15 protein-coding genes and 2 pseudogenes are annotated in these 20,425 nt (G+C 72.7%); 8 read left to right on the forward strand and 9 right to left on the reverse strand.

What is annotated here, in order from left to right:
• The 3 genes from ACIGXJ_RS18120 to ACIGXJ_RS18130 all read left to right on the forward strand — a co-directional run bounded on the left by ACIGXJ_RS18120 (position 1) and on the right by ACIGXJ_RS18130 (position 4,461).
• On the forward strand, positions 1-2,469 hold the full coding sequence (locus tag ACIGXJ_RS18120; protein WP_399646105.1) for a bifunctional serine/threonine-protein kinase/ABC transporter substrate-binding protein: 2,469 nt from the start codon (positions 1-3) through the stop codon (positions 2,467-2,469).
• A 119-nt stretch (positions 2,470-2,588) separates the two neighbouring features.
• Positions 2,589-4,073, forward strand: a complete 1,485-nt coding sequence (locus ACIGXJ_RS18125; protein ID WP_399646108.1) for a protein kinase — start codon at positions 2,589-2,591, stop codon at positions 4,071-4,073.
• 160 nt (positions 4,074-4,233) lie between these two features.
• The gene (locus tag ACIGXJ_RS18130) at positions 4,234-4,461 is read left to right on the forward strand and encodes a DUF6479 family protein (RefSeq protein ID WP_399646111.1); all 228 of its coding nucleotides are present in this window, start codon (positions 4,234-4,236) and stop codon (positions 4,459-4,461) included.
• A gap of 271 nt (positions 4,462-4,732) precedes the next feature.
• Here the strand turns inward: ACIGXJ_RS18130 and ACIGXJ_RS18135 are convergent, their stop codons facing one another.
• From ACIGXJ_RS18135 to ACIGXJ_RS18145, 3 genes are read right to left on the reverse strand one after another with little or no spacing between them, the layout of a single operon-like run.
• Positions 4,733-5,581, reverse strand: a complete 849-nt coding sequence (locus tag ACIGXJ_RS18135; RefSeq protein WP_399646113.1) for a DUF1684 domain-containing protein — start codon at positions 5,579-5,581, stop codon at positions 4,733-4,735.
• A gap of 38 nt (positions 5,582-5,619) precedes the next feature.
• Positions 5,620-6,822 (reverse strand): homoserine O-acetyltransferase, encoded by a 1,203-nt coding sequence (locus ACIGXJ_RS18140; RefSeq protein WP_399646116.1) that lies wholly within the window; start codon positions 6,820-6,822, stop codon positions 5,620-5,622.
• Positions 6,823-6,827: 5 nt separating this feature from the next.
• Positions 6,828-8,189, reverse strand: a complete 1,362-nt coding sequence (locus ACIGXJ_RS18145; RefSeq protein WP_399646119.1) for a bifunctional o-acetylhomoserine/o-acetylserine sulfhydrylase — start codon at positions 8,187-8,189, stop codon at positions 6,828-6,830.
• Positions 8,190-8,848: 659 nt separating this feature from the next.
• Between ACIGXJ_RS18145 and pgm the strand changes: the two genes are divergently transcribed.
• Complete coding sequence (pgm, locus tag ACIGXJ_RS18150) at positions 8,849-10,489, forward strand: phosphoglucomutase (alpha-D-glucose-1,6-bisphosphate-dependent) (protein WP_399646121.1); 1,641 nt, start codon at positions 8,849-8,851, stop codon at positions 10,487-10,489.
• 239 nt (positions 10,490-10,728) lie between these two features.
• Here pgm and ACIGXJ_RS18155 read toward each other — a convergent pair whose 3' ends face one another.
• Positions 10,729-11,007, reverse strand: coding sequence for a GlsB/YeaQ/YmgE family stress response membrane protein (locus tag ACIGXJ_RS18155; protein ID WP_399646124.1), 279 nt, complete (start codon positions 11,005-11,007; stop codon positions 10,729-10,731).
• A 95-nt stretch (positions 11,008-11,102) separates the two neighbouring features.
• On the opposite strand from ACIGXJ_RS18155, the pseudogene ACIGXJ_RS18160 reads away from it, so the two are divergent.
• Positions 11,103-11,549 (forward strand): annotated as a pseudogene (locus ACIGXJ_RS18160) (sensor histidine kinase); the annotation flags it as partial.
• Between the two features lie 236 nt (positions 11,550-11,785).
• Here ACIGXJ_RS18160 and ACIGXJ_RS18165 read toward each other — a convergent pair.
• On the reverse strand, positions 11,786-12,250 hold the full coding sequence (locus ACIGXJ_RS18165; RefSeq protein ID WP_399646127.1) for a cyclic nucleotide-binding domain-containing protein: 465 nt from the start codon (positions 12,248-12,250) through the stop codon (positions 11,786-11,788).
• Between the two features lie 145 nt (positions 12,251-12,395).
• Here ACIGXJ_RS18165 and ACIGXJ_RS18170 point away from each other — a divergent pair.
• From ACIGXJ_RS18170 to ACIGXJ_RS18180, 3 genes and pseudogenes are all read left to right on the forward strand, one after another.
• Positions 12,396-12,880 (forward strand): annotated as a pseudogene (locus tag ACIGXJ_RS18170) (flavodoxin domain-containing protein); the annotation flags it as partial.
• Positions 12,881-13,013: 133 nt separating this feature from the next.
• Positions 13,014-13,706 carry a response regulator gene (locus tag ACIGXJ_RS18175; protein ID WP_399646130.1) on the forward strand — a complete coding sequence of 231 codons (693 nt, stop codon included), beginning with the start codon at positions 13,014-13,016 and terminating at the stop codon, positions 13,704-13,706.
• 220 nt (positions 13,707-13,926) lie between these two features.
• Entirely contained in the window at positions 13,927-14,388 is a 462-nt protein-coding gene (locus tag ACIGXJ_RS18180; protein ID WP_399646133.1) for a pyridoxamine 5'-phosphate oxidase family protein, read from the forward strand.
• A gap of 207 nt (positions 14,389-14,595) precedes the next feature.
• Here the strand turns inward: ACIGXJ_RS18180 and ACIGXJ_RS18185 are convergent, their stop codons facing one another.
• The 4 genes from ACIGXJ_RS18185 to ACIGXJ_RS18200 all read right to left on the reverse strand — a co-directional run bounded on the left by ACIGXJ_RS18185 (position 14,596) and on the right by ACIGXJ_RS18200 (position 20,273).
• Positions 14,596-14,973 (reverse strand): STAS domain-containing protein, encoded by a 378-nt coding sequence (locus ACIGXJ_RS18185; protein ID WP_399646135.1) that lies wholly within the window; start codon positions 14,971-14,973, stop codon positions 14,596-14,598.
• Between the two features lie 313 nt (positions 14,974-15,286).
• Positions 15,287-17,419, reverse strand: a complete 2,133-nt coding sequence (locus ACIGXJ_RS18190) for a cellulose binding domain-containing protein (protein WP_399646138.1) — start codon at positions 17,417-17,419, stop codon at positions 15,287-15,289.
• 411 nt (positions 17,420-17,830) lie between these two features.
• A complete protein-coding gene (locus ACIGXJ_RS18195) occupies positions 17,831-19,663 on the reverse strand; it encodes a cholesterol oxidase substrate-binding domain-containing protein (protein WP_399646140.1) in 1,833 nt (610 codons plus the stop codon).
• A gap of 214 nt (positions 19,664-19,877) precedes the next feature.
• Positions 19,878-20,273 carry a nuclear transport factor 2 family protein gene (locus ACIGXJ_RS18200; protein WP_399646142.1) on the reverse strand — a complete coding sequence of 132 codons (396 nt, stop codon included), beginning with the start codon at positions 20,271-20,273 and terminating at the stop codon, positions 19,878-19,880.
• Positions 20,274-20,425 lie beyond the last annotated feature (152 nt).

Here is a 20,425-nt window from a genome sequence, read left to right on the forward strand (position 1 = left end):
GTGACCGAGCGGAACCCCGAACTCATCGCCGGCCGGTACCAATTGGTCGAGCGCATCGGCCAGGGTGGTATGGGCCGAGTCTGGCGAGGCCTGGACCAGCAGCTCTTCGGGCGCGAGGTCGCCGTCAAGGAGGTCCTCTTCCCGCCGGGGATGGACGAGGGCGACCGGGCCACGCTGCTCAGGCGCTTCATGAGCGAGGCCCGCGCTGCGGTCACTCTCAGCCACCCCGGGATCATCACGATCCATGACGTCGCGGAGCACCACGGCGCCCCCGTGATCGTCATGGAGTTCGTCCGCGGGCGGTCCCTGGCCGCGGCCATCCGCGAGCAGGGCCGGCTGCCTGTGCGGCGGGTGGCCGAGATCGGCGCGGCCGTGCTCGACGCGCTCGCCGAGGCCCACCAGGCGCGCATCGTCCACCGCGACATCAAGCCGGACAACGTCCTGCTGACCAAGGACCGGGTCGTCCTCACCGACTTCGGGATCGCGCACCTCGCGGACGCCACGACCAAGCTGAGCCACAGCGGGATCGTCATCGGCACACCGCAGTACATGCCCCCGGAGCAGTTGGAGGGCAAGCGCCCGACGCCCGCCAACGACCTGTGGGCGCTCGGCGCCACCCTGTACCACGCCGTCGAGGGGCAGCCGCCGTTCGAGGCCGACGGACTCCACGCCCTGGCGGTGGCCGTCTTCACCCGCCCGCACCGCACCCCGGTGCACGCCGGACCGCTCGCTCCCGTACTGGAGGCGCTGCTCACCAAGGACTCCGAGCAGCGGGTGGGCGCCGCCGAGGCCGCCGCGATGCTGGCGTCGGTGCTGCGCTCCTTCCCCGCCGGGGACGAGCTCCCGGGTGCGTCCGGGCAGAGGCCCCGGACCAGGCGCGATTCCGCCGCGGACGCCGCGACGGAGCAGGCACCACCGCCTGCGGACCCGGCGATCCCCGGCCCCGTGACACCGCACACGCCCACCGTCCCGGACCCGGGGGCGTCCCCGGCCGACTCGCCGCGCCCCGTTCCCGAGCGGCCGGCCGAGGCGCCGCGCCCCGTTCCCGACCTGCCGGCCGAGGCGCCGCCGGTCCCCGCGCCCGTACCGGTGCCCCCGGCGGAGGACGAGGTGTCGCCGGCGACGACGACCGATGCGCACGTTCCCCCGGCCGAGGACGACGTGCCGCCGGCCACGACGACCAAGGCGGGGACGCGGGAGAAGAGGCCGGTGCGCGGCCTCACCCGGCGTTCCGCCGTCCTGGGCGCGGCGCTGGCCACGCTCGCGGCCGGATCCGCACTGACCTGGACCCTCTCCCGGGGGGACGAGGCACCCGGCGGCGGGGCGGCCGGCCAGGGCGCGGCGGATTCCTCCGTCACGGTGGTGATCGGGGTCGACGCACCGCTCACCGGCAGTATGTCCGCGATGGGTCTCGGCATCCGCAACTCCGCCGAACTGGCGGCAAGCACCGCGAACGAGAAGCGGCTCGTCCCCGGAGTGAATTTCGAGATCATGGCCCTGGACGACGCGGCAGATCCCGCCAAGGGCGAGCCGAACGCCGTCCGGTTCGTGTCCGACGCGAAGGTCCTCGGCGTCGTCGGACCGCTGAACTCCAGCGTGGCCCGGACCCTGGTGGAACCCCTGGCCCGGGCGGACCTCGTCAACGTCTCACCGGGCAACACCGATCCCGCGCTGACGCTGGGCCCCGACTGGGCCGCGGGCACCAGGTCCCGGCCCTACACCACGTACTTCCGCACCGTGACCACGGACGTGGACCAGGGCCCCTTCGCCGCCCGGTACCTCCGCACCGAGGCGGGCAAGAGCAAGCTGTACGTCATCGACGACAAGAGCGCCTACGGCGCCGGCCTCACCGCCGGCTTCACGGCCACGTTCGAGGAGCTCGGCGGCACCGTGGTCGGCGCGGACCATGTCGACCCCGCGCGGCGCGACTTCCCCGGCCTCGCCGCCAAGGTCCGGGCCTCGGGCGCCGAGGCCGTCTACTTCGGCGGCTACTACGACACCGCGGCGGCGCTCTCCGGGCAACTCAAGCGGGCCGGGGTCGGCATTCCCCTGATGGGCGGCGACGGCGTCTTCGACCAGGAGTTCCTCGACTCCGGCCCCAAGGCCGACGGCGACCTCGCCCTGAACATCGGCGCCCCCGCCGAACACCTGGCGGGCGGCGCGGACTTCCTCACCCGGTACCGCGAGGCGGGGTACGCGCAGGAGGCCGGCTGGTACGGACCGTACGCCTACGACGCGACCTGGAGCCTCATCGAGGCCGTCAAGTCCCTGGTGAGCGCCAACGGCGGCACCCTGCCCGAGGACGCCCGCGCGAAGATGCCCCAGGCCGTGGCCCGCCTCGCCTTCGACGGGGTGACGGGTCATGTCGCCTTCGACGAGTACGGCGACACCCGCAACCGGCTCCTGACGGTGTTCTCGGTGACCTCCGGTCAGTGGACCACGGTGACCAGCGGTTCGGCGGCCCCCTGAGAGCCGGGGTGCCGAGCGCTGCCCTGCGAAGCGCCTTCCGGACGGGATAGGTGAGTGGCGGGTGGGTACGCGAGGGCGGTGGATGCTGCGGCGCGTGCCGCCTGTTCCGGTCTGGGAAGGTGGGGGTCGAGTTGGGGTTCGTCGAGTCCGGGATCGCGCTGGCCTCCCGGTGCAGTGCCCGGGTGGTGGCGGGTCGCTACCGTCTGGACGGGCTGATCGGTTCGGGTGGCGCCGCCGATGTCCACCGCGGGTTCGACCTGCGGCTGCGACGGCCGGTGGCGGTGAAGGTCTTCCGGGCCGGCACCGGTTTCGACACCGAGGAGGCCTTCCGCAGCGAGGCGGTGATCCTCGCCCGGCTGGAGCATCCGGGCCTGGTGAGCGCCTATGACGCCGGACGGCACGACGGTCACGGCTACCTCGTCATGCAGCTCGTCGAAGGCCCCACTCTGAAGGCCCGTATCGCCGAGGGCCCGTTGACCTGGCAGAGCACGGCCGTGCTCGGTGCCGGTCTGGCCGACGCCCTGACCCACGCGCACGCGGCGGGGGTGATCCACCGGGACGTGAAGCCGTCCAACATCATCCTGGACACCTCCGGCCGCCCGCACCTGACCGACTTCGGCATCTCGCGGCTGCTGGACGCCACCACCCGCACCGCCACGGGCACGCTGGTCGGCACGGCGGCCTATCTGTCTCCCGAGCAGGTCCTCGGCAAGCCCGTCGGCACGGCCGCCGACGTCTACGCCCTCGGCCTGGTGCTCCTGGAATGCCTGACCGGCCGGCTCGAGTACGACGGTGGCCCGCTGGAGGCCGCGATAGCCCGGCTGCACCGCAGGCCCGTCCTCCCCGAGTCCCTGCCCGAAGCGTTCGCCGCCGTGCTGCGGCGGATGACCGCCCTGGAGGAACAGGACCGGCCCACCGCATCCGAATGCGCCCGGGCGCTGGCCGAGCTGTCGGCCGGCACAGCCGAGGCGAACCCCGTCCCGCCGGCGGCCCCGACCACGAACATCGTAGGCATCGCGGCACAGCGGGCGACGGCCGGTGAACCCGGCACCACGCACCACCACCCGCGGCCCGCCGCCCTGCGGACGGCCGAGCACGCCGCGCCGGCGCGCAGCCGCCGTCGGATGGCCGGGGCGGCGGCCGTGCTGGTCACGGCCCTCGCCGCCACCCTGACCGTCAGCGGGGCCTCATCGGAGCACGGCACCGGGGATCAGGCCGCGTCGGCAGGCGATCCGGCCGCCCCCTCGGATGCCGCAGACTCCGCCGGCTCGGCGTCGGCGCGGGACGACGGCAGCCCCGCCGCATCGACGAACGCACCCCGAGACGGTCACTCCGCTTCCGCCCCCACCCTCAGCGACTCCCCGACGGGACGCAGTGCCGCGACCACCGAGCCGACCCGGGCCCGTTCGCGCGACGCCGTGCGGAGCCCACGCACCGCTCCGTCCGGTGGTCCGGCGGCCTCGACTCCGATCGCGGCTCCCGAGCAGGGCGGCCCGACCTCGCCGGACGTACCGCCCGGGCAGACCAAGGAACCCAAGGGCAAGGACGGCGCCGACGAGGACGTGCCCGGGAAGCGCACACGAAAGGGCCCTGCGGCCGAGTGACCCGCCCGAGCCGGCCGGGTGCCGGCGTATGCCCGTATGCCCGTAAGCCCGTACGCCCTTGTGCCCGGACGGGCGTCTGAGCGCAGCCGCGGGGACGGTCCTGGCGCCCTCGGTCGGGTGGATCGGGAGTGAGTGCGCCCAGGTGGGGAAGGCGCATCGCATGAACGAACTCATGCCCCTGGCCGCGTCCGGGTCTCCGTCAATCTTCCTGATCGTCATCGGCATCGTGCTCGTCCTGATGATCCTCGGCGCGTTCCTCTGGGGATCCCGCCGAGCCGCCCGCCGCAAGTCTCCCGGCCCCGCGGGGCCGACCGCCCAGCCCCCGGCCGCCGCGAGCCGTGAGGACTCCTGGGAGACCCCGGGCGAGGACACGGGCCGCCGCCCCTGACGACCTGGGGTGTGCGCCGTGCCGGGTCCGACGGGACCAGGTCACTCTCATGCGGGTGCCTGTGTTTTCACCCGGTTGGCGGGGCCTGCTCCCCTCGGGCAGGGGCATACGCAGGCCAAGGCCCCCCGGCGCGCGTGCGTGCGGCGGGCCGGCGCAGGGACCGGTGCCGCAGTGATCCCCGAGTCACCGCGGTACCGGTCCCGGCCGCCCACGAACGCAGCTGCGATTACGGGTCGTCGACCGGGCCGGCCGACGTCGGCGGGCGAGTCGCTCAGCCTGCGGCCGGCTGCCGTTCGTGGGGGATCTTCTCACCGGCCTCGATCGCGACCGGAAGCCGGTTCTCGGCGGGCGGCAGGGGGCAGGTCGCGAAGTCGGTGTAGGCGCAGGGCAGGTTGCTGGCGCGGTTGAAGTCCAGCAGCAAGGTGCCGTCGGAGCCGGGGGAGTCGAGCTGGAGCGAGCGGTTGGCCGCGTAGGTGGTCACGCCGGAGGTCGCGTCCGTGAAGAGGACCGTGAGGCTGCCCGGCGTACGTCCGTTGAAGGCCGTCAGGCTCAACTCGCGCCCACCGATGCGGAAGTCGATCCGGCCGGGGGCGTCGTAGACGTGTTGCAGCCCCTCGACCGAGGCGCCCACGGTGGTCGGCCGTGGCTCCGCGAAGGGGACGTACCGGCCGGTGACCACCCAGCGCGGGTCCGGCGCGTACGCGGGTGTCCCGGTGAACGCGGTCCGCAGCGGATGCCCGGGATGCCGTGGCCGGAGCACGTCGTGGCCGCCGCGCCTGGCGATCTCGATCACCGCATCCCCCCAGACGGCGTGCACGTCGGTGCGTTCGGGGAGGACGCCGAAGGTGTGCCGTCCGCGGATCACGGTGCCGTCGACGACGAGTTCCTCGTCCTCGGCGAGGACGACGCTGACGCCGTCGTCGTCCGTCGACCAGCTGCCGGGTGCGTCGGGGAACCGCTGGGGACGGTCGGTCAGCCAGTGCAGGCCGGTGATGGCGAGGAATCCGTGTTCGTGGGCGAGCGCGGCGTCCTTTTCGAGGTGCCATGCCTCCCACTCCGCGGTGAAGGCGGCGAGTCCGGCGGATTCGACGGACTCGGTGGCTGGGTTCTGGACGGTCATACGTACTCCTGCGGGACATGTGCTGAGGGAAAGAGGGGTCATGAAGCCGTGCTGCCGGTGCCGGTGCCGGTGCCGGTGCCGGTAACGCTGACGCCTGGCACCGGCGCGGGGAGGAGTTCGCTCACCAGTGCGGCGACTTGTTCCACCTCGATGAGGAAACCGTCGTGTCCGTAAGGGGATTCGACGACCCTCAGGTGGTCCGCGCCGGCGATGCCCGCCGCCAGCTCCGCCTGCTGCGAGGGCGGGTAGAGGCGGTCGGAGTCGACCGCGGCGACCAGCGTCGGGGCCGTGACCCGGCTGAGCGCGGTGCGCACGCCGCCGCGGCCCCGGCCGATGTCGTGGCTGTTCATCGCCTCGGACAGGACGACGTAACTGCCGGCGTCGAAGCGGCGCACCAGCTTGGCCGCATGATGGCCGAGATACGACTCGACCTGGTACCGGCCGCCGCTCCACGGGTCCTCGGTGCCCTGGGGGGAGCGGCCGAAGCGGGTCCGGAGTTCCGGCTCGCTGCGGTAGGTGACGTGGGCGAGCCGGCGGGCCAGCCCCAGGCCGGCGTGCGGCCCCTGGCCGGAGTCGTGGTAGTGGCCGCCGCGCCAGTGCGGGTCGGAGCGGATGGCGTGGAGCTGGATGTGGGTCCAGGCGATCTGCTCGGCGCTCGCCGCGGCCGTGGTGGCCAGCAACAGCAGCGCGCCCGTCCGCCCCGGATACGACACCGCCCACTCCAGTGCCCGCATCCCGCCCATCGAGCCGCCGACCACCAGGGCCCAGCGGTCGACGCCCAGCGCGTCGGCCAGGCCCGCTTCGGCCGCGACCTGATCGCGCTGCGTGAGGAACGGGAAGTCGCCACCCCACGGACGCCCGTCCGGGCGCGGGGACGACGGCCCGGTGCTGCCCTGGCAGCCGCCGAGCACGTTCGGGGCGACGACGAACCAGCGGTCCGTGTCGAGCGCGCGTCCGCTCCCGACGAGACCGTCCCACCAGCCGGGAGTGGGATGACCGGGCTCGGCAGGACCGGCGACATGGCTGTCACCGGTGAGGGCGTGCAGGACGAGAACGGCGTTGGAACGATCGGGCGCCAGCCGTCCCCACGTCTCGAACGCCAGCCGTACGCCCGGCAGCGCGTCGCCGGCCTCCAGAGGGAGTGGCTCCTCGCGCGCGTACCACTGGCGGCGCCCCGGCGGGTCCCCGTCCCGCCAGGCCCCGGAGGCCGGAGGGACGGGGACCCGGGAAGGCGCCGGCACGGTGCTCAGGAGGCGCCCTTCGCCGCACGGAACCCGGCCTCCAGGTCCGCCTTGAGGTCGGCGAGGTTCTCGATGCCGACGGAGAGCCGGACCAGGCCCGGCGAGGTGCCGGTGGCCGTCAGCTGCTCCTCGTCGAGCTGGCTGTGCGTGGTCGACGCCGGGTGGATGATCAGGCTGCGCACGTCGCCGATGTTGGCGAGGTGACTGAACAGCTCGACCGCGTCCACGAACCGCTTGCCCGCCTCGACGCCGTCCCGCAGTTCGAAGGACAGCACCGCGCCCGCGCCGCGCGGCAGATAGCGCTGCGCCGCCTCGTACCAGCGGTTGGACGGCAGCCCGGGGTAGTGGACGGCCGCGATCTCGTCGCGCTGCTCCAGCCATTCGGCCAGCGCCTGGGCGTTCGCGGAGTGCCGTTCGATGCGCAGGCTGAGCGTCTCCACCCCCTGCAGCAGCAGGAAGGCCGAGTGCGGCGAGAGCGCGGGCCCGATGTCGCGGAGCAGCTGGACGCGGAGCTTGACGGCGAAGGCGCCCGGGCCCAGGGCGGGCCAGTAGCGCAGGCCGTGGTAGCTCGGGTCGGGCTCGGTGAAGTCGGGGAACCGGTCGGAGTGGGCGCCGAAGTCGAAGGTGCCGCCGTCCACGACGACACCCGCGATGGCCGTGCCGTGCCCGCCGAGGAACTTGGTCGCCGAGTGCACGACGATGTCGGCGCCGTGCTCGATGGGCCGCAGCAGATAGGGAGTCGGGACGGTGTTGTCCACGATCAGCGGCACACCCGCCTCGTGGGCGACGTCCGCGACCGCCCGCACGTCGAGCACGTTGCCGCGCGGATTGCCGAGCGTCTCCGCGAACAGCGCCTTGGTGCGGGGCCGGATCGCCGCCCGCCAGGCGTCCAGGTCGTCCGGGTCGTCGACGAAGGACACCTCGACGCCCAGCTTCGGCAGCGTGTGCCGGAAGAGGTTGTACGTGCCTCCGTACAGGGACGCGCTCGACACGATGTGGTCGCCGGAGCTCGCCAGGGTGAGGATCGCCAGGGTCTCGGCCGCCTGGCCGGAGGACAGAGCCACGGCCGCGACCCCGCCCTCCAGGGCGGCGATGCGCTGCTCGAAGACGTCCTGGGTGGGGTTGTGGATGCGGGTGTAGATGTTGCCGGGCTCGGCCAGCGAGAACAGGTCGGCGGCGTGCTGGGTGTCCCGGAACACGAACGACGTCGTCTGGTAGATCGGCGTGGCCCGCGCGCCGGTCGTCGGGTCCGGCGCGGCGCCGGCGTGGATCTGCTTGGTCTCGAAGGACCACCCCGATGTGTCGGGTCCGGCGGGTTCGTCGTCCGGGGTGTGGCCGGCGGTGACGGAGTCGATCGGCTGGCTCATGGTTCTCCCTTGCGCTGGTGCGGCGATGCACGGGTGCGAGAAGGCGGGGCCCCGCCCAGGACTCAGGACTCAGCACCCCGACGAGGGCACGGTGCGTCCGGAGCGGTGGGCAAAGAGGCGTGGGAAAGAGGCGTGCCAAGAGGCGTGCCAAAGAGGCGTGCCAAAGAGGCAGTGGAAAGGAGATTGACCGAACGCTGGAGCGCGACGTCAGCTCACAGCGGAACAACTCGTGGTGGTGACACGCACGAAGTCCACGTGGCGGCGGGTCACGAGCACGGTCATGGAGCCAGATAAGCACACCCCCGGCGCGGCGCACCAGCACACCGTGACGGCGCACCCGACGCCCCGCGCGGTGGCCGGGCCTTCCCCCGCGCCCGTGATTGCGGCCCTGAAGCCAACTGACCCCGCCCGTAAGGGCACCGCTCGCCCGCTCCGCAAGCGCTCCAGATTTCATACGCCGTGCATAAAACGGTGCCTCCCGTTGCATCTGTTTCACGGACACGGCGCGGCAGGGCCCGGCGGGGCAAGGAACGCCCCCGCTCGTCGGCGTAGGCAATCCGTCTCTCGATTGCTAGAAGTCGGCGACGCGCGGACGGGCCCGGCAGGGAAGAATGAGGGCCGTGACCGACGGTCGACGACCTTTGCGGAGGAGCGAGGACATGCAGGACGCACGAGCTGGGCAGGTTGCCGGGCCTGGGGATCTCGTCGATGTGGCCCGCCTGGTCACGGCGTACTACGCGCTGCACCCGGACCCGGCCGAGCCCGGGCAGCGGGTGGCGTTCGGTACCTCCGGGCATCGCGGCTCGTCCCTCGCCGCGGCCTTCAACGAGGACCACATCGCCGCGACCAGCCAGGCCATCTGCGAGTACCGCGCCGCCCAGGGCACCGACGGCCCGCTCTTCCTCGGCGCCGACACCCACGCCCTGTCCGAGCCCGCGCGGATCACGGCCCTCGAGGTCTTCGCCGCCAACGACGTGACCGTGCTCATCGACCAGGCCGACGGCTACACGCCCACCCCTGCCGTGTCGCACGCGATCCTCACGTACAACCGCGGCCGCACGTCCGGCCTCGCCGACGGCGTCGTGGTCACCCCCTCGCACAACCCGCCCGCGGACGGCGGCTTCAAGTACAACCCGCCCAACGGCGGCCCGGCCGGCTCCGGGGCGACCTCATGGATCCAGGACCGCGCCAACGAGATCATCACGGGCGGCCTGAAGGACGTACGGCGCATCCCCTACAGCCGCGCCCTGGCCGCCCCCGGCACCGGCCGCCACGACTACCTCGGCGCCTACGTCACCGACCTGCCCGCGGTGCTGGACCTGGACGCGATCCGGTCCGCCGGCGTACGGATCGGCGCCGATCCGCTCGGCGGCGCCTCCGTCGCCTACTGGAGCCGTATCGCCGAACAGCACGGGCTCGACCTGACGGTGGTCAACCCGCTCACCGACCCCACCTGGCGGTTCATGACGCTGGACTGGGACGGCAAGATCCGTATGGACTGCTCCTCGCCGTACGCGATGGCCTCGCTCATCGAGCAGCGCGACCGGTTCGACATCGCCACCGGCAACGACGCCGACGCCGACCGGCACGGCATCGTCACCCCGGACGGGGGTCTGATGAACCCCAACCACTATCTGGCCGTGGCCATTTCGTATCTGTTCTCGCACCGGGAGCAGTGGCCCGCGGGCGCGGGGGTCGGCAAGACCCTGGTGTCGTCCGGCATGATCGACCGGGTGGCGGCGGACGTCGGCCGGCCGCTGGTCGAAGTCCCCGTCGGGTTCAAGTGGTTCGTGGACGGCCTGTCCGACGGGACGCTCGGTTTCGGCGGCGAGGAGTCGGCAGGCGCCTCCTTCCTGCGCCGCGACGGCTCGGTGTGGACCACCGACAAGGACGGCATCCTCCTGGCCCTGCTCGCCTCCGAGATCACGGCTGTCACGGGCAAGACACCGTCCCAGCACTACGGGCAGCTCACCGGCCGCTTCGGTGCTCCCGCCTACGCACGTGTCGACGCGCCCGCCTCCCGCGAGGAGAAGGCGCTGCTCGCCAAGCTGTCCCCGAGCCAGGTCACCGCCGACACGCTCGCCGGGGAACCCGTCACCGCGGTGCTCACCGAAGCGCCCGGCAACGGCGCGGCCCTCGGCGGCATCAAGGTGGCCACCGCCAACGCCTGGTTCGCGGCCCGTCCGTCCGGCACCGAGGACGTCTACAAGATCTACGCGGAGTCCTTCCAGGGCGAGGACCATCTGCACCAGGTGCAGGAGGAGGCCAGGTCCGTGGTCCTCGCGGCGCTGAACGCCTGACCCCGAGCCCCGGCGCCACAGTCACCTGCCCTCGGTGACGGCGCCGGGGGCCACGGACGGTCTGCCGCCATGGACCGATCTCGTGCTGTACGGCATCGCGGCCTCAACACCCCCGGGTGGGCGGTGCGGTGAGGGCCCCGAACACGCCGACGGCTCCCTCCCCGCACAGCAGGGTGGGAGCCGTTCGCACGTGCCCGTCGCAGGTGCCCGTCCGAGGCCGGCGTCAGCCGGTCAGCGGGTCAGGCGTGACGGTGGCTGTGCCGGTTGCCGGTGACGAGGCGGTAGAGGGCGAGCAGGATGAGAGAGCCGACGATCGCGGCGATCCAGGTGGAGAGCTCGAAGAACCCGTCGACCGAGTCGACGCCGAAGATCACCTTGCCGAGCCAGCCGCCGAGCAGACCGCCCGCGACACCGATGAGCATGGTGATGATGACGCCACCCGGGTCCTTGCCCGGCATGATGGCCTTGGCGATGGCGCCGGCGAGCAGGCCGATGATGATCCACGCGATGATGCCCATGGTGGGTCCTCCGTCTCGTCGTATAAAGACTTTGTTAGCTCCTCGTGTGCACCGTTCCGGCCCGTACAAACGTCCTCTTCGGCCACCAGTTCCTCCTTGAGCACGATCAGGCCGCCGAGCGGGTCATGCGGGCCGTGGACGATCTGGACGAGACCATCGAGATCATCCGCTCGACCGTCTTCGGCCTGCGCTCCCACGACGTCGCCGCCGCCTCCGGGCTGCGGGCACGGCTGGTGCGGGTGGTCGGCGAGGCCGCCCAGCTACTCGGCTTCGCCCCGAACCTGCGCATGGAGGGCCTGGTCGACACCGACGTACCGCGCGAGATCGCGGACGACGTGCCGGCGGTGCTCGCCGAGGCCCTCACCAACGTCGCCCGGCACGCCCGCGCCGACCGCACCGACGTGGTGCTGGAGACCGACGGACGCGAGGTGCGCCTGAGCGTCAGGGACAACGGCGTCGGTGTCCCGGCCGGCGCCCGCCGCAGCGGCCTGCGGAACATGGCGGAGAGGGCCGAACACCGGGGCGGGCGACTGGAGTCGGGCGTCGCGGAACTCCTCCTTGAGCGGCAGGTCGGCCTCGGACACGATGCCGACCGCGCGTCGGCAACCGTCGACCACGGGCAAGGCGCTCACCCGGCGGTCCTGCAAGGTGCGCATCGAGGTCCTTGAACGCGGCCTCCGGCCCGACGGTCACCACCGAGCGGGTCATGAGGTCGCTCACGGCGTGGACGAAGCCGTGCACGGCCGGCCGTCCGAGCCGTTGACCGGCCCGGACGCGGTCATCGCAAGCCCCCGCTGCCGTACGGGCCGTACAGGTCGAGGAGCCGGGTACGGGCGGCGTGCAGCCGTCGGGCGACGACACCGCCCACCCACTGCGCGACGCTCCGGCCGAAGTCGGCGTCGGCTTCGCACATCGTGCGGACGACGGTGGCGTCGAACTCGTAGGCGCGCACCGGGGTCGCCGCTTCCGCGCCCAGATGCCAGATGTACGGGGCGTACAGCCAGGACCAGCCGACGAGTTCGTTGTGACCGAGGGACTCGATCACCGCCGCCCGGCGGCCGGGTACCCGCATGTCGAGGTCGACGGTGCCGGTACGGATGATCCAGAAGTGGTCGGCACGACCGCCCTCCTCGAAGAGCCGCGCGCCGATCGGGAAGGCCACCTCGCGGGCGACGTCCATCAGCCGCTGCCGGTGCTCGGCGGGCAGGGCCCGCGGCGGGATCGTCGTGACGGGAGCGTTCATGGCACGCCTCCAGATGCCGGTGCTGACTGGCTGCTTCCAGCGTCACGGCCCGCACGGCGACAGGCCATGGGCCACATGGCCCCCCTTCCAGGGCCGGCCCGCCCCGGTGTCCACCAGGCGCCTGCGGAGCGTGGGCGGGCGGACGATCACGACCACGAACGTACTCGTCGCCTACGGGACGACGAACGGCTCCACCGCGGACATCGCCGAGGCCGTCGCGGAGGTGCTGCGCAAGGAGGGCCTGACGGTCGGCACCGCGCCGGCCGGGACCGTCAGGGACGTGACGCCGTACGACGCCGTCGTGGCCGGCGGCGGGCTGTACGCCGGGCGCTGGCACAACGACGCCCCCGGTTCGTGCACCACGACGCGCGGGCGCTGGCCCAGCGCCCCGTCTGGCTGTTCAGCAGCGGCCCCTCGACCCCTCCGCGTCCGAGCGGGACATCCCGCCCACGCCCGGCGTTCAGCGCGTGACCCTGCTCGACGCCCGGGACGACGTCACCTTCGGCGGCTGTCTGCGGGAAGGAGCCAAGGGGCTCGTCGCCCGGACGATCGTGCGCAACGGAAAAGGACGGGGACTTCCGCGACTTCTCCCGCATCGAGCAGTGGGCGGCACGGGTCGCCGCGGAGATACCGCGGGCGCCGGTCCCCGGTGACTCCGCGCAACCCTGTCGGCGGCCGGACCAGGGCCGAACGGCCCTGGTGGGCGATCCTGGGGAAGGCCAGGATGAGATCCGGAGCCCGGGACGTGACGAGGAGCGGTTCGATGGCCTACAGCCCGCAGGCAGGACCCGGCAGGCCGATCAGGGTGTTCCTGCTCGACGATCACGAGGTCGTGCGGCGCGGTGTGCGCGACCTGCTGGACGACGAGGACGACATCGCGGTCGTGGGGGAGGCCGGCACGGCCGAACAGGCCCTGGCCCGGGTGCCCGCGCTGCGCCCGGACGTGGCCGTGCTCGACGTCCGCCTGCCGGACGGCGACGGGGTCACCGTCTGCCGTGAGCTGCGTTCGCGGATGCCGGAGCTGCCGTGTCTGATGCTGACCTCCTTCGACGACGAGGAGGCGCTGCTCGACTCGATCATGGCGGGAGCGTCCGGCTACGTCCTGAAGCAGATCCAGGGCTCCGACCTGGTCTCGGCGGTACGGACGGTGGCCCGCGGCCAGTCGCTGCTGGACCCCAGTGCCACCACCAGGCTCATGGCGCGGCTGCGGGGCGGGGCCCAGGAGGAGCGGCAACCCGACGCCCTGCCGGGTCTGACGGACCGGGAGCGGGAGATCCTGGCCCTGATCGGGGAAGGGCTGACCAACCGGCAGATCGGCCTGCGGCTCTATCTCGCCGAGAAGACGGTGAAGAACCACATATCCCGCCTGCTGGCCAAGCTCGGCGTGGAGCGACGCGTCCAGGCCGCCGTCATCGCCACCCAGGCCCAGGACCGCCTGCGGGCCGAAGGGCACTGAACAGCATTGCTCCACAGAGGCGGACTCGCCCGGGCACATGACCCTCGGCGTGACCGCCCCGGACGGCAAGCGGGCGCGACGGCTCGGCGCTGACACGGAGTCGAGCAGGTCGCGTGAGAACGGAACGCGGGTTTCGGGACCGATGGCCCTCGTCCTGGTGGGCTGCGGCGCCGGAGGATGGCCGTGATACCGGAGGCACGAGGTGAGAGACGGTCCGCTGATGCATCGAAACGACGGGTTCCGTGAACTGGACCGGCAGGAGAGCCTGCGTCTGCTGGCGCAGGCGACCGTCGGGCGGATCGTCTACACCCGGCAGGCGCTGCCCGCCGTCCTGCCGCTGAACTTCCGGCTCGACACGGACAGCGCTGTCCTGTTGCGCACGTCCGCCGCCTCGGAGCTGGTCCGCGCCGTCAACGGCACAGTGGTGGCGTTCGAGGCCGACCAGGTCGACGCTGTCGCCGGCGCGGGCTGGAGCGTGGTCGTCACCGGGGCCGCCACGCTGATCACCGACCCCGGGGAACGCGAACGTCTCAGCCGAACGGGCCCGCGTTCCTGGGTGCCCTGGCCCCAGGAGGCGTTCGTGCGCATCGAACCCGAACTGGTCACCGGCCGGATACTCGTCGGCGGGCGCAGCCAGTACGGCGTCGAAGTACCGGACGGGTCTACGCCCGGCAGGCTGTGAACCGCTCCCAGCGGTTTCGTAGAGCGGGCCTCACACGAAACCCGCTGGGAGCGGTTCACGGCGTCCCGGGCCGACTCGTCACGACAGCGACGACGACTCCCGTGTCGAGCACCATGCCGGGCTACAGCCACGGGTGGAACAGAAGATTCTCGACAGCAGGTGCGCAATGCCGTGCGGGAAACAGGCAGCCCGCGACGACTGCGACGATCACGGCGTGGTCTCCGGCTCGGGACGCGCCGACGCCGATGCCCGGCCGGGGAGCACCTCGAAGACGCCCCCCAGCCCGGCCAGCCGCAGCAGCCGCAGTATGCGGTCGTCATCGGTGACCAGGCGGAAACGCCCGCCGCGGAGCAGTGTCCGGTTGCGCGCCCGGCAGAGCAGGCCGAGGCCGCTGCAGTCGATGAAGGTCACCGCGCCCAGGTCGACCGTCACGTCGGGACCGGGTCCGCTCGTCAGCCCGTCGAGCCGCGCCCTGACCGACAGTACGGCCCGCACGTCGATCTCGCCGTGCAGCTCCACGACGGTCGTGTCCCCGGCGATGCGGTCGATGAGGCTCGGCGTTGCGCCTTCGCGTGTGAGCGTCATGGGTCCAGCCAAGCCTGGGCCGTGAGGGGACACCAGGGTCTCTGGGGCCCGTCACCGCACCTCGAACAGGGCCGTTCGGCCCTGTCTCCTTCCGTGGGCCCGCCCTGGGCGCCCGGGGCGGCCGGCCGGGGTCTGCTCGCAGCCGCCGGGAGATCTGCTCCAGCGCCTGCTGCCCCGCCTGGTGCACACCGGGAACGGCAACAGCGCCCTCACCGACGACCGCTGGTCCGGCCCCGAGGGGCCGGACCAGCGGTCGTCCCGTTCTGCGTCCCCATCGGTGCCGACGACGTCGACACCATTCACCGACTGGCTCTCAACCCCCCGAGCAGACAGCCCCGTTGAGCCGGAAGACCGTCGGATCCGGGTTGGGCCCGTCGTTGGCGCCGACGAAGCCGAACGAGGCTGTCGACGCTCCGTCCGGGGCCAGGGGGCCGGCGCCTTCCTGGGCGGTCACCCGTACGTGCCGGCCGGTCTGGTGGAACGTGGCGTTCCAGCCGGAGGACACCGACTGGCCGTCGGTCGGCCAGTCCCAGTCGACGGTCCAGCCGGTGAGCGGGGTGTCCGACAGGTTCCGTACGGTGACCGTGGCCACGAAGCCGTTGCCCCAGCCCGTGTCGCGGTGGTAGGTCACCGCGCAGGGGGCGTCGGACGGCGTGCCGGTGGTGAAGGTCAGCGGGTCGGACGGTGCGGAGAGCCGCCCCGAGGCGTCGGCGGCCAGCACGTTGACCGTGTGGGTGCTGCCCGGAGGCAGGTTCCGCAGGGTCACGGACGTGCCGGTGGCCTCGCCGACCAGCCGGGTGTGCGCGCCGTCGCGTTCCTGGACGAGGTAGCGGGTGGCGGCGGACGCGCCCGTCCAGGACAGGCGCGCGGTGGTGTCGGTGACGGCCTCCAGCCGCGGCGTGCCCGGGGTGCCTGCGGCCGAGGCGCCTGGACCGGTGCCGGGCTGCGGGGCGAGGGTGACGGCGAGCATCCCGTACGGCGGCACGGTGACCCGTGAGGTGGAGCCGCCGCTGCCGGTGACGTCGGTGATGTCGCTGTCGCCGCGCGCGTAACGGCTGACCTCGGGGGCGGCGGCGGACGGCGTGAAGCCCGCGTAGGCGAGGTCGACGGTCCGTGCCGCGTCGGGGTTCTTGTTGATGAGCAGCACGCTCAGGCGCCCGTCGCGACGGTGGACGGCGTGTGCGGAGACCTCCTGCGCGGAGGACGCGGCGGCCACCAACGTGTCGCCCGTCGTGCCGAGTTCGCTGGTCATCTTCATGCCGTAGTACGGGTGGAACGGCGTGTTGGGCGCCGGTTCGCAGACGTCACCGGTGCAGCCGCCGCTGGAGAGCATCCCCATGTCGCCGTAGTCGGTCTCACCGTCGACGGTGGTGATCCGGTCGGCGCCGTTGTGCGTGTTCCACCAGTCGACGTTGAACACGCCGTTCTCCAGCGCCGTCATGAACGCGTCGGCGGCGAACAGGCCGTTGGGACGCGCGGTGAGCATGGCGCCGCCCGTGTTGGTGTTGACCTCCGTGAGGGCGATGCCGATGCGCGCGGAGTCGGCGCCCGCGTAACGGTCGATCTGGTTGCGGACCTCCCGCAGTTCGCCGGGTAGCCGGGCCAGCCGGGACAGGGCGGCGTCGGCGGTGGTGTCGGAGCCTCCCGCGTACCAGTGGACGCTCACGAAGTCGATGACGTCGGTGACTTCGGCGAGCACGGTGTGGTTCCAGTCGCCGGGGTCGCCCTGGCCGACGACGCCGTCGGGCCAGTTGCCCGGCGCTGTGAGCACCGCACCGATCTTGACGGTCGGGTCCACCGCCTTCATCGCGGCCGCGTAGGCGCGGACCTGACGGGCGTACTCCCGGGGGCTCTTGTCCGCGTGGTCGTCGTGCTCCCAGCCACTGCCGTAGTGGCCGTTGCCGTAGATCTCGTTGCCGATCTCCCAGTACTTCGCGTCGTAGTCCTTGGTGACGTTCGCGTACCGGACCCAGCCGGCCGCCTCCTGGGGGGTGCCCGAGCCGTAGTTGGCGATCAGGATCGGCTGCGCCCCGGTGGCGCGGACGGTGCCCATGAACGCGTCGAAGCCGGTGCCGGGGGCGACGTAGCCGCCGGGCGCGGTGTGCGTCTCCCAGTGGTAGATGTCGGCATAGGACCCGCCGGGGTAGCGCATCGCTCCCACATCGGCCGCCTTCATCAGGGTGGCGACCTCCGGGTCGTTCATGTGCGAGTCCCACACGGCCGCGTTGACGCCGCGTGCGGTGTCGGACAACCGGCCCAGCGAAGCCTGCGTGTTGACCCGGACCTCGACGTCGGCGGCGGGCGTCTCCTGCCCCGCGGCGGCGACCTCGGCGGCGCCGAGCGGTGACAGCAGGGTGAGCGCGGCAGCCAGGCCGGCGGCGGTGCGTGCGAGGTGCCGGGGGCGGCCGGACGGGGCCGGCCGGCCTGATCTCTGCGGTGGGGCCATGGGGGTCCTCCCTCAAGGGCCGGCGTCCCGTACGGCTCGCCGGGCGCCGCGCCGTACGGAACGCCGGACGGGCTGGGACACGTGCAAGGAGCGGACGAGCTGGGAGACATGCAGGGGCGCGTTATGGGCGCGTGATGGGAGCGCTCCCATGATGGGAAAGAGTTGATGCTCTGTCAACGGACGGGACGGTTGAACCGACGCGGCGCCGGCCATGTGCCGCGAACCGGAAGCCGGGTGCCGGGGTCGCCTCAAGCAAGCGGGGTGCCGGGGGTCGCCTCAAGCAAGCCGGGTGCCGGGGGTCGCCTCAAGCAAGCCGGGTGCCGGGGGGACGCCTCGGCAAGCCGGCTGCCTGGGCTCGTCTCGGCAAGCCGGCTGCCGGGCGTTGCCGCGGCGAGCCGGCTTCCCTCCGGTTCAGCGCAGCAGCGTGTCGAGGAACGGGCTGGACAGCACTCGGTGCGGGTCGAGACGGTCGAGGGTGGCGACGGCCTCGTCCCAGCCGGGACCGCCGCCGGCGCGCTGGCTGTCGGGGATGTGGCGGGTGAGGACGTCCGGGTCGGACCACGCGGCGGTGCCGGTGTAGGCCCAGCCCTTGGACCACTCCACGCGGACGGTGGCCCGCTCGCCGTCCAGGGTCAGCAGGAACTGCTCGATGTCGCGGTAGAAGCGGTCGAGGCCGGGGGTGGCCGGCAGGGAGAGGACGTCGATCCACACGGCCGTGTCGACGTCCGGCCGGTCGGGGCGCGGCCGCACGGCGGACAGCAGAGGGGGCCGCGCGCCGGGGACGCCGCACACGGAGGGGTTCTCCAGGCCGGTCACCCGGATCTCCACCTGGCCGTTGACCGGGTACTCGCCGCGCGCCGCGTACTCGGCGAGCAGCGTGCGGTAGTAGTCGGCGAACCGGCTGACCACCCACTGCAGATCGGCGCGACGGGTGAGGACGGCGTAGCCGTTGGCGGTCTCGCGCAGCGTGGTGGGTCTGATGTACTGCAGCAGGTTGCGGGAGGCGCCCCACAGGTCCGAGCGCAGGCCGCCTGCCAGCAGATGGGTCAGGACGTCAGCGGTCAGTACGTCCCGCACGAGGGTCCCCGAGAGCAGTACGTCGGTGATGTCGCCGGTCAGTGCGACCTTGGCCAGGAGGTACTGGACCTTCCCGAACAGCGGCGCGCTCGCCCAGGCTCCGGAGACCAGGTCGCCGGCCAGCCGGGCGACCGGCTCGGGGAGGGAGTCGGAGAACGGGTAGTTGTACGGCCCGTCGACCGCGCGGGACACGGGCGGCCGGTTCGGCGCGATGCTCCAGACCTTCAGCCAGGGACGGTCGGTGAAGGCGAACCAGATCGCCTCCACCCGGCCGGTGCGGTCCACGAAGCCGGCCAGGGTCCGTGCGCCGGCGGCGGCGCCGGGCGCGGCGAACAGTTCGGTGGCGGGGATGTCCACGAACGACTGGCAGCGCAGGTTGTGGTCGGTGCCCACCCGCAGGACGGCCTCGGTGACGAGTGAGCGGCCGAGATGGGTGAGGAGGGCGTCGCAGTCGGGTTCGGCCCGGCCGACGGTTCGCAGGACGTAACGTCCGGCGCCCGTGTCCCAGACGACCGCCGTCAGTTCGGTGACCAGGTTGCTCAGCGAGCCGTAGCCGTGGCCGGGTGACGGGTTCTCGCCTGCGGCGGGAAGGGCGGTGCCGTGCGCGCCGACGGCCAGTGCGCCGCCGACGGAGAGGTCACCGGGTGCGGGTGCGGCGGTGACCCCGTGGCCGCCGGCCCCGGCGAACGCCAGCAGCGCCTCCAGCGAGGCCCCGGCCTGGACGCGCACGGCGGCCGACCCGTCGCCGGACCGCTGCTCCAGCGACATCGAGGTCAGGTGTGCGGTGGTGTCCAGCAGGACGACCCGGGCCGCGGCGGGGGTGCCGTCGGCCACGGTCAGGGGAGACCAGCCGTGGCGCCGCCCCTGCGCGCGCACCGTCCAGCCCGCGCCGTGGGCCCAGTTGACGACGTCGAGCACCTCCTGCGGGCTGCGCGGGGCGCACGTCCACAGCTCGTCGGTGCGGATCTCGCCGACCCAGTTCTCGTAGACGCGCTGGTGGAGGTCGATCCCGGCCGGGAAGCCCGGCGGCGGTGCCGAGGCCGCGTGGGCGCTGTCCGGCCCGGCCAGCCCGCGCAGCAGCCAGCCGGCGCCGCCCGCGAGGGCCGACGACGCCAGCAGCCTGCGCCGCGACAACCCGCCGCCTCGGTTCGAAGGACCATCTGTCATCGCCGCAACCCCTCCGCCTGCTCGCTCCGCACCGGCTCTCGTCGGCCGGTCGGCCGGCCGAGCACGCACGTTACGCAGCGGTGAAGGGTCTGCCGTCGTACGTGCGCTCGATTCACGTAATCGGGTGAACATCACGTCAACGGGCCTCGCGCGGGCACTCCTGCTGTACCGGTGGCCGGCCCTCGGGCTTGCCCGGGCCGCAGGCGGTGCGGGGTCAGGCTTGGTCGTCGTGCGGCGTGAAGCCTTCGGGCGCCTGGTCCAGGAAGGTGGTCACGGAGGCGATGCGGTCGCCGTCCAGCGTCAGGATGTCGGTCCCCTTGGCGAAGACCGTGCCGTCGCCGAGGCGGATCTCCCACTGCAGGCGGGCCCGGTCCCGGTGGCCGTCCGGCGCCGTGCGCGCCGCGAAGTCGACCTTGCCCATGTGCCCGGTGAACTGCCGGTGGAAGCCGATGAGGGCCTCCGTCCCCTCCAGTACGCCGACGGGTGCCGTGTAGCGCACATCGGGGGCGAAGACACGGGAAGCCAGTTCCCTCTGCCGGGCCTCGTCGTGGGCGTTCCAGAACGCCAGGTACGCATCGACGGCAGCGAGGGGTGCGAGGGTCTCGGACACAGGCGTCTCCTTGCGCTTGCTGAACGTGTGGTTGCTGAATGTGTGGTTGCTGAAGGTGCGGTTGCCGAGCGTGTGATTGCTGTATTTGCGGTTGCTTGATTTGCGTTCGACGAAATCACGGATTTCGGCCGCATGCCGATTATGGCGTTTTG

Origin of the sequence: Streptomyces sp. NPDC053367, assembly GCF_044545925.1 — a bacterium.
Classification (GTDB): domain Bacteria; phylum Actinomycetota; class Actinomycetes; order Streptomycetales; family Streptomycetaceae; genus Streptomyces.

Coding starts and splice junctions, on each gene's coding strand:
- ACIGXJ_RS18130 (WP_399646111.1), top strand. CDS start 4,234: ATGAACGAACTCATGCCCCTGGCCGCGTCCGGGTCTCCGTCAATCTTC.
- ACIGXJ_RS18135 (WP_399646113.1), bottom strand. CDS start 5,581: ATGACCGTCCAGAACCCAGCCACCGAGTCCGTCGAATCCGCCGGACTC.
- ACIGXJ_RS18145 (WP_399646119.1), bottom strand. CDS start 8,189: ATGAGCCAGCCGATCGACTCCGTCACCGCCGGCCACACCCCGGACGAC.
- pgm (WP_399646121.1), top strand. CDS start 8,849: ATGCAGGACGCACGAGCTGGGCAGGTTGCCGGGCCTGGGGATCTCGTC.
- ACIGXJ_RS18155 (WP_399646124.1), bottom strand. CDS start 11,007: ATGGGCATCATCGCGTGGATCATCATCGGCCTGCTCGCCGGCGCCATC.
- ACIGXJ_RS18165 (WP_399646127.1), bottom strand. CDS start 12,250: ATGAACGCTCCCGTCACGACGATCCCGCCGCGGGCCCTGCCCGCCGAG.
- ACIGXJ_RS18175 (WP_399646130.1), top strand. CDS start 13,014: ATGGCCTACAGCCCGCAGGCAGGACCCGGCAGGCCGATCAGGGTGTTC.
- ACIGXJ_RS18180 (WP_399646133.1), top strand. CDS start 13,927: ATGCATCGAAACGACGGGTTCCGTGAACTGGACCGGCAGGAGAGCCTG.
- ACIGXJ_RS18185 (WP_399646135.1), bottom strand. CDS start 14,973: ATGACGCTCACACGCGAAGGCGCAACGCCGAGCCTCATCGACCGCATC.
- ACIGXJ_RS18190 (WP_399646138.1), bottom strand. CDS start 17,419: ATGGCCCCACCGCAGAGATCAGGCCGGCCGGCCCCGTCCGGCCGCCCC.
- ACIGXJ_RS18195 (WP_399646140.1), bottom strand. CDS start 19,663: ATGACAGATGGTCCTTCGAACCGAGGCGGCGGGTTGTCGCGGCGCAGG.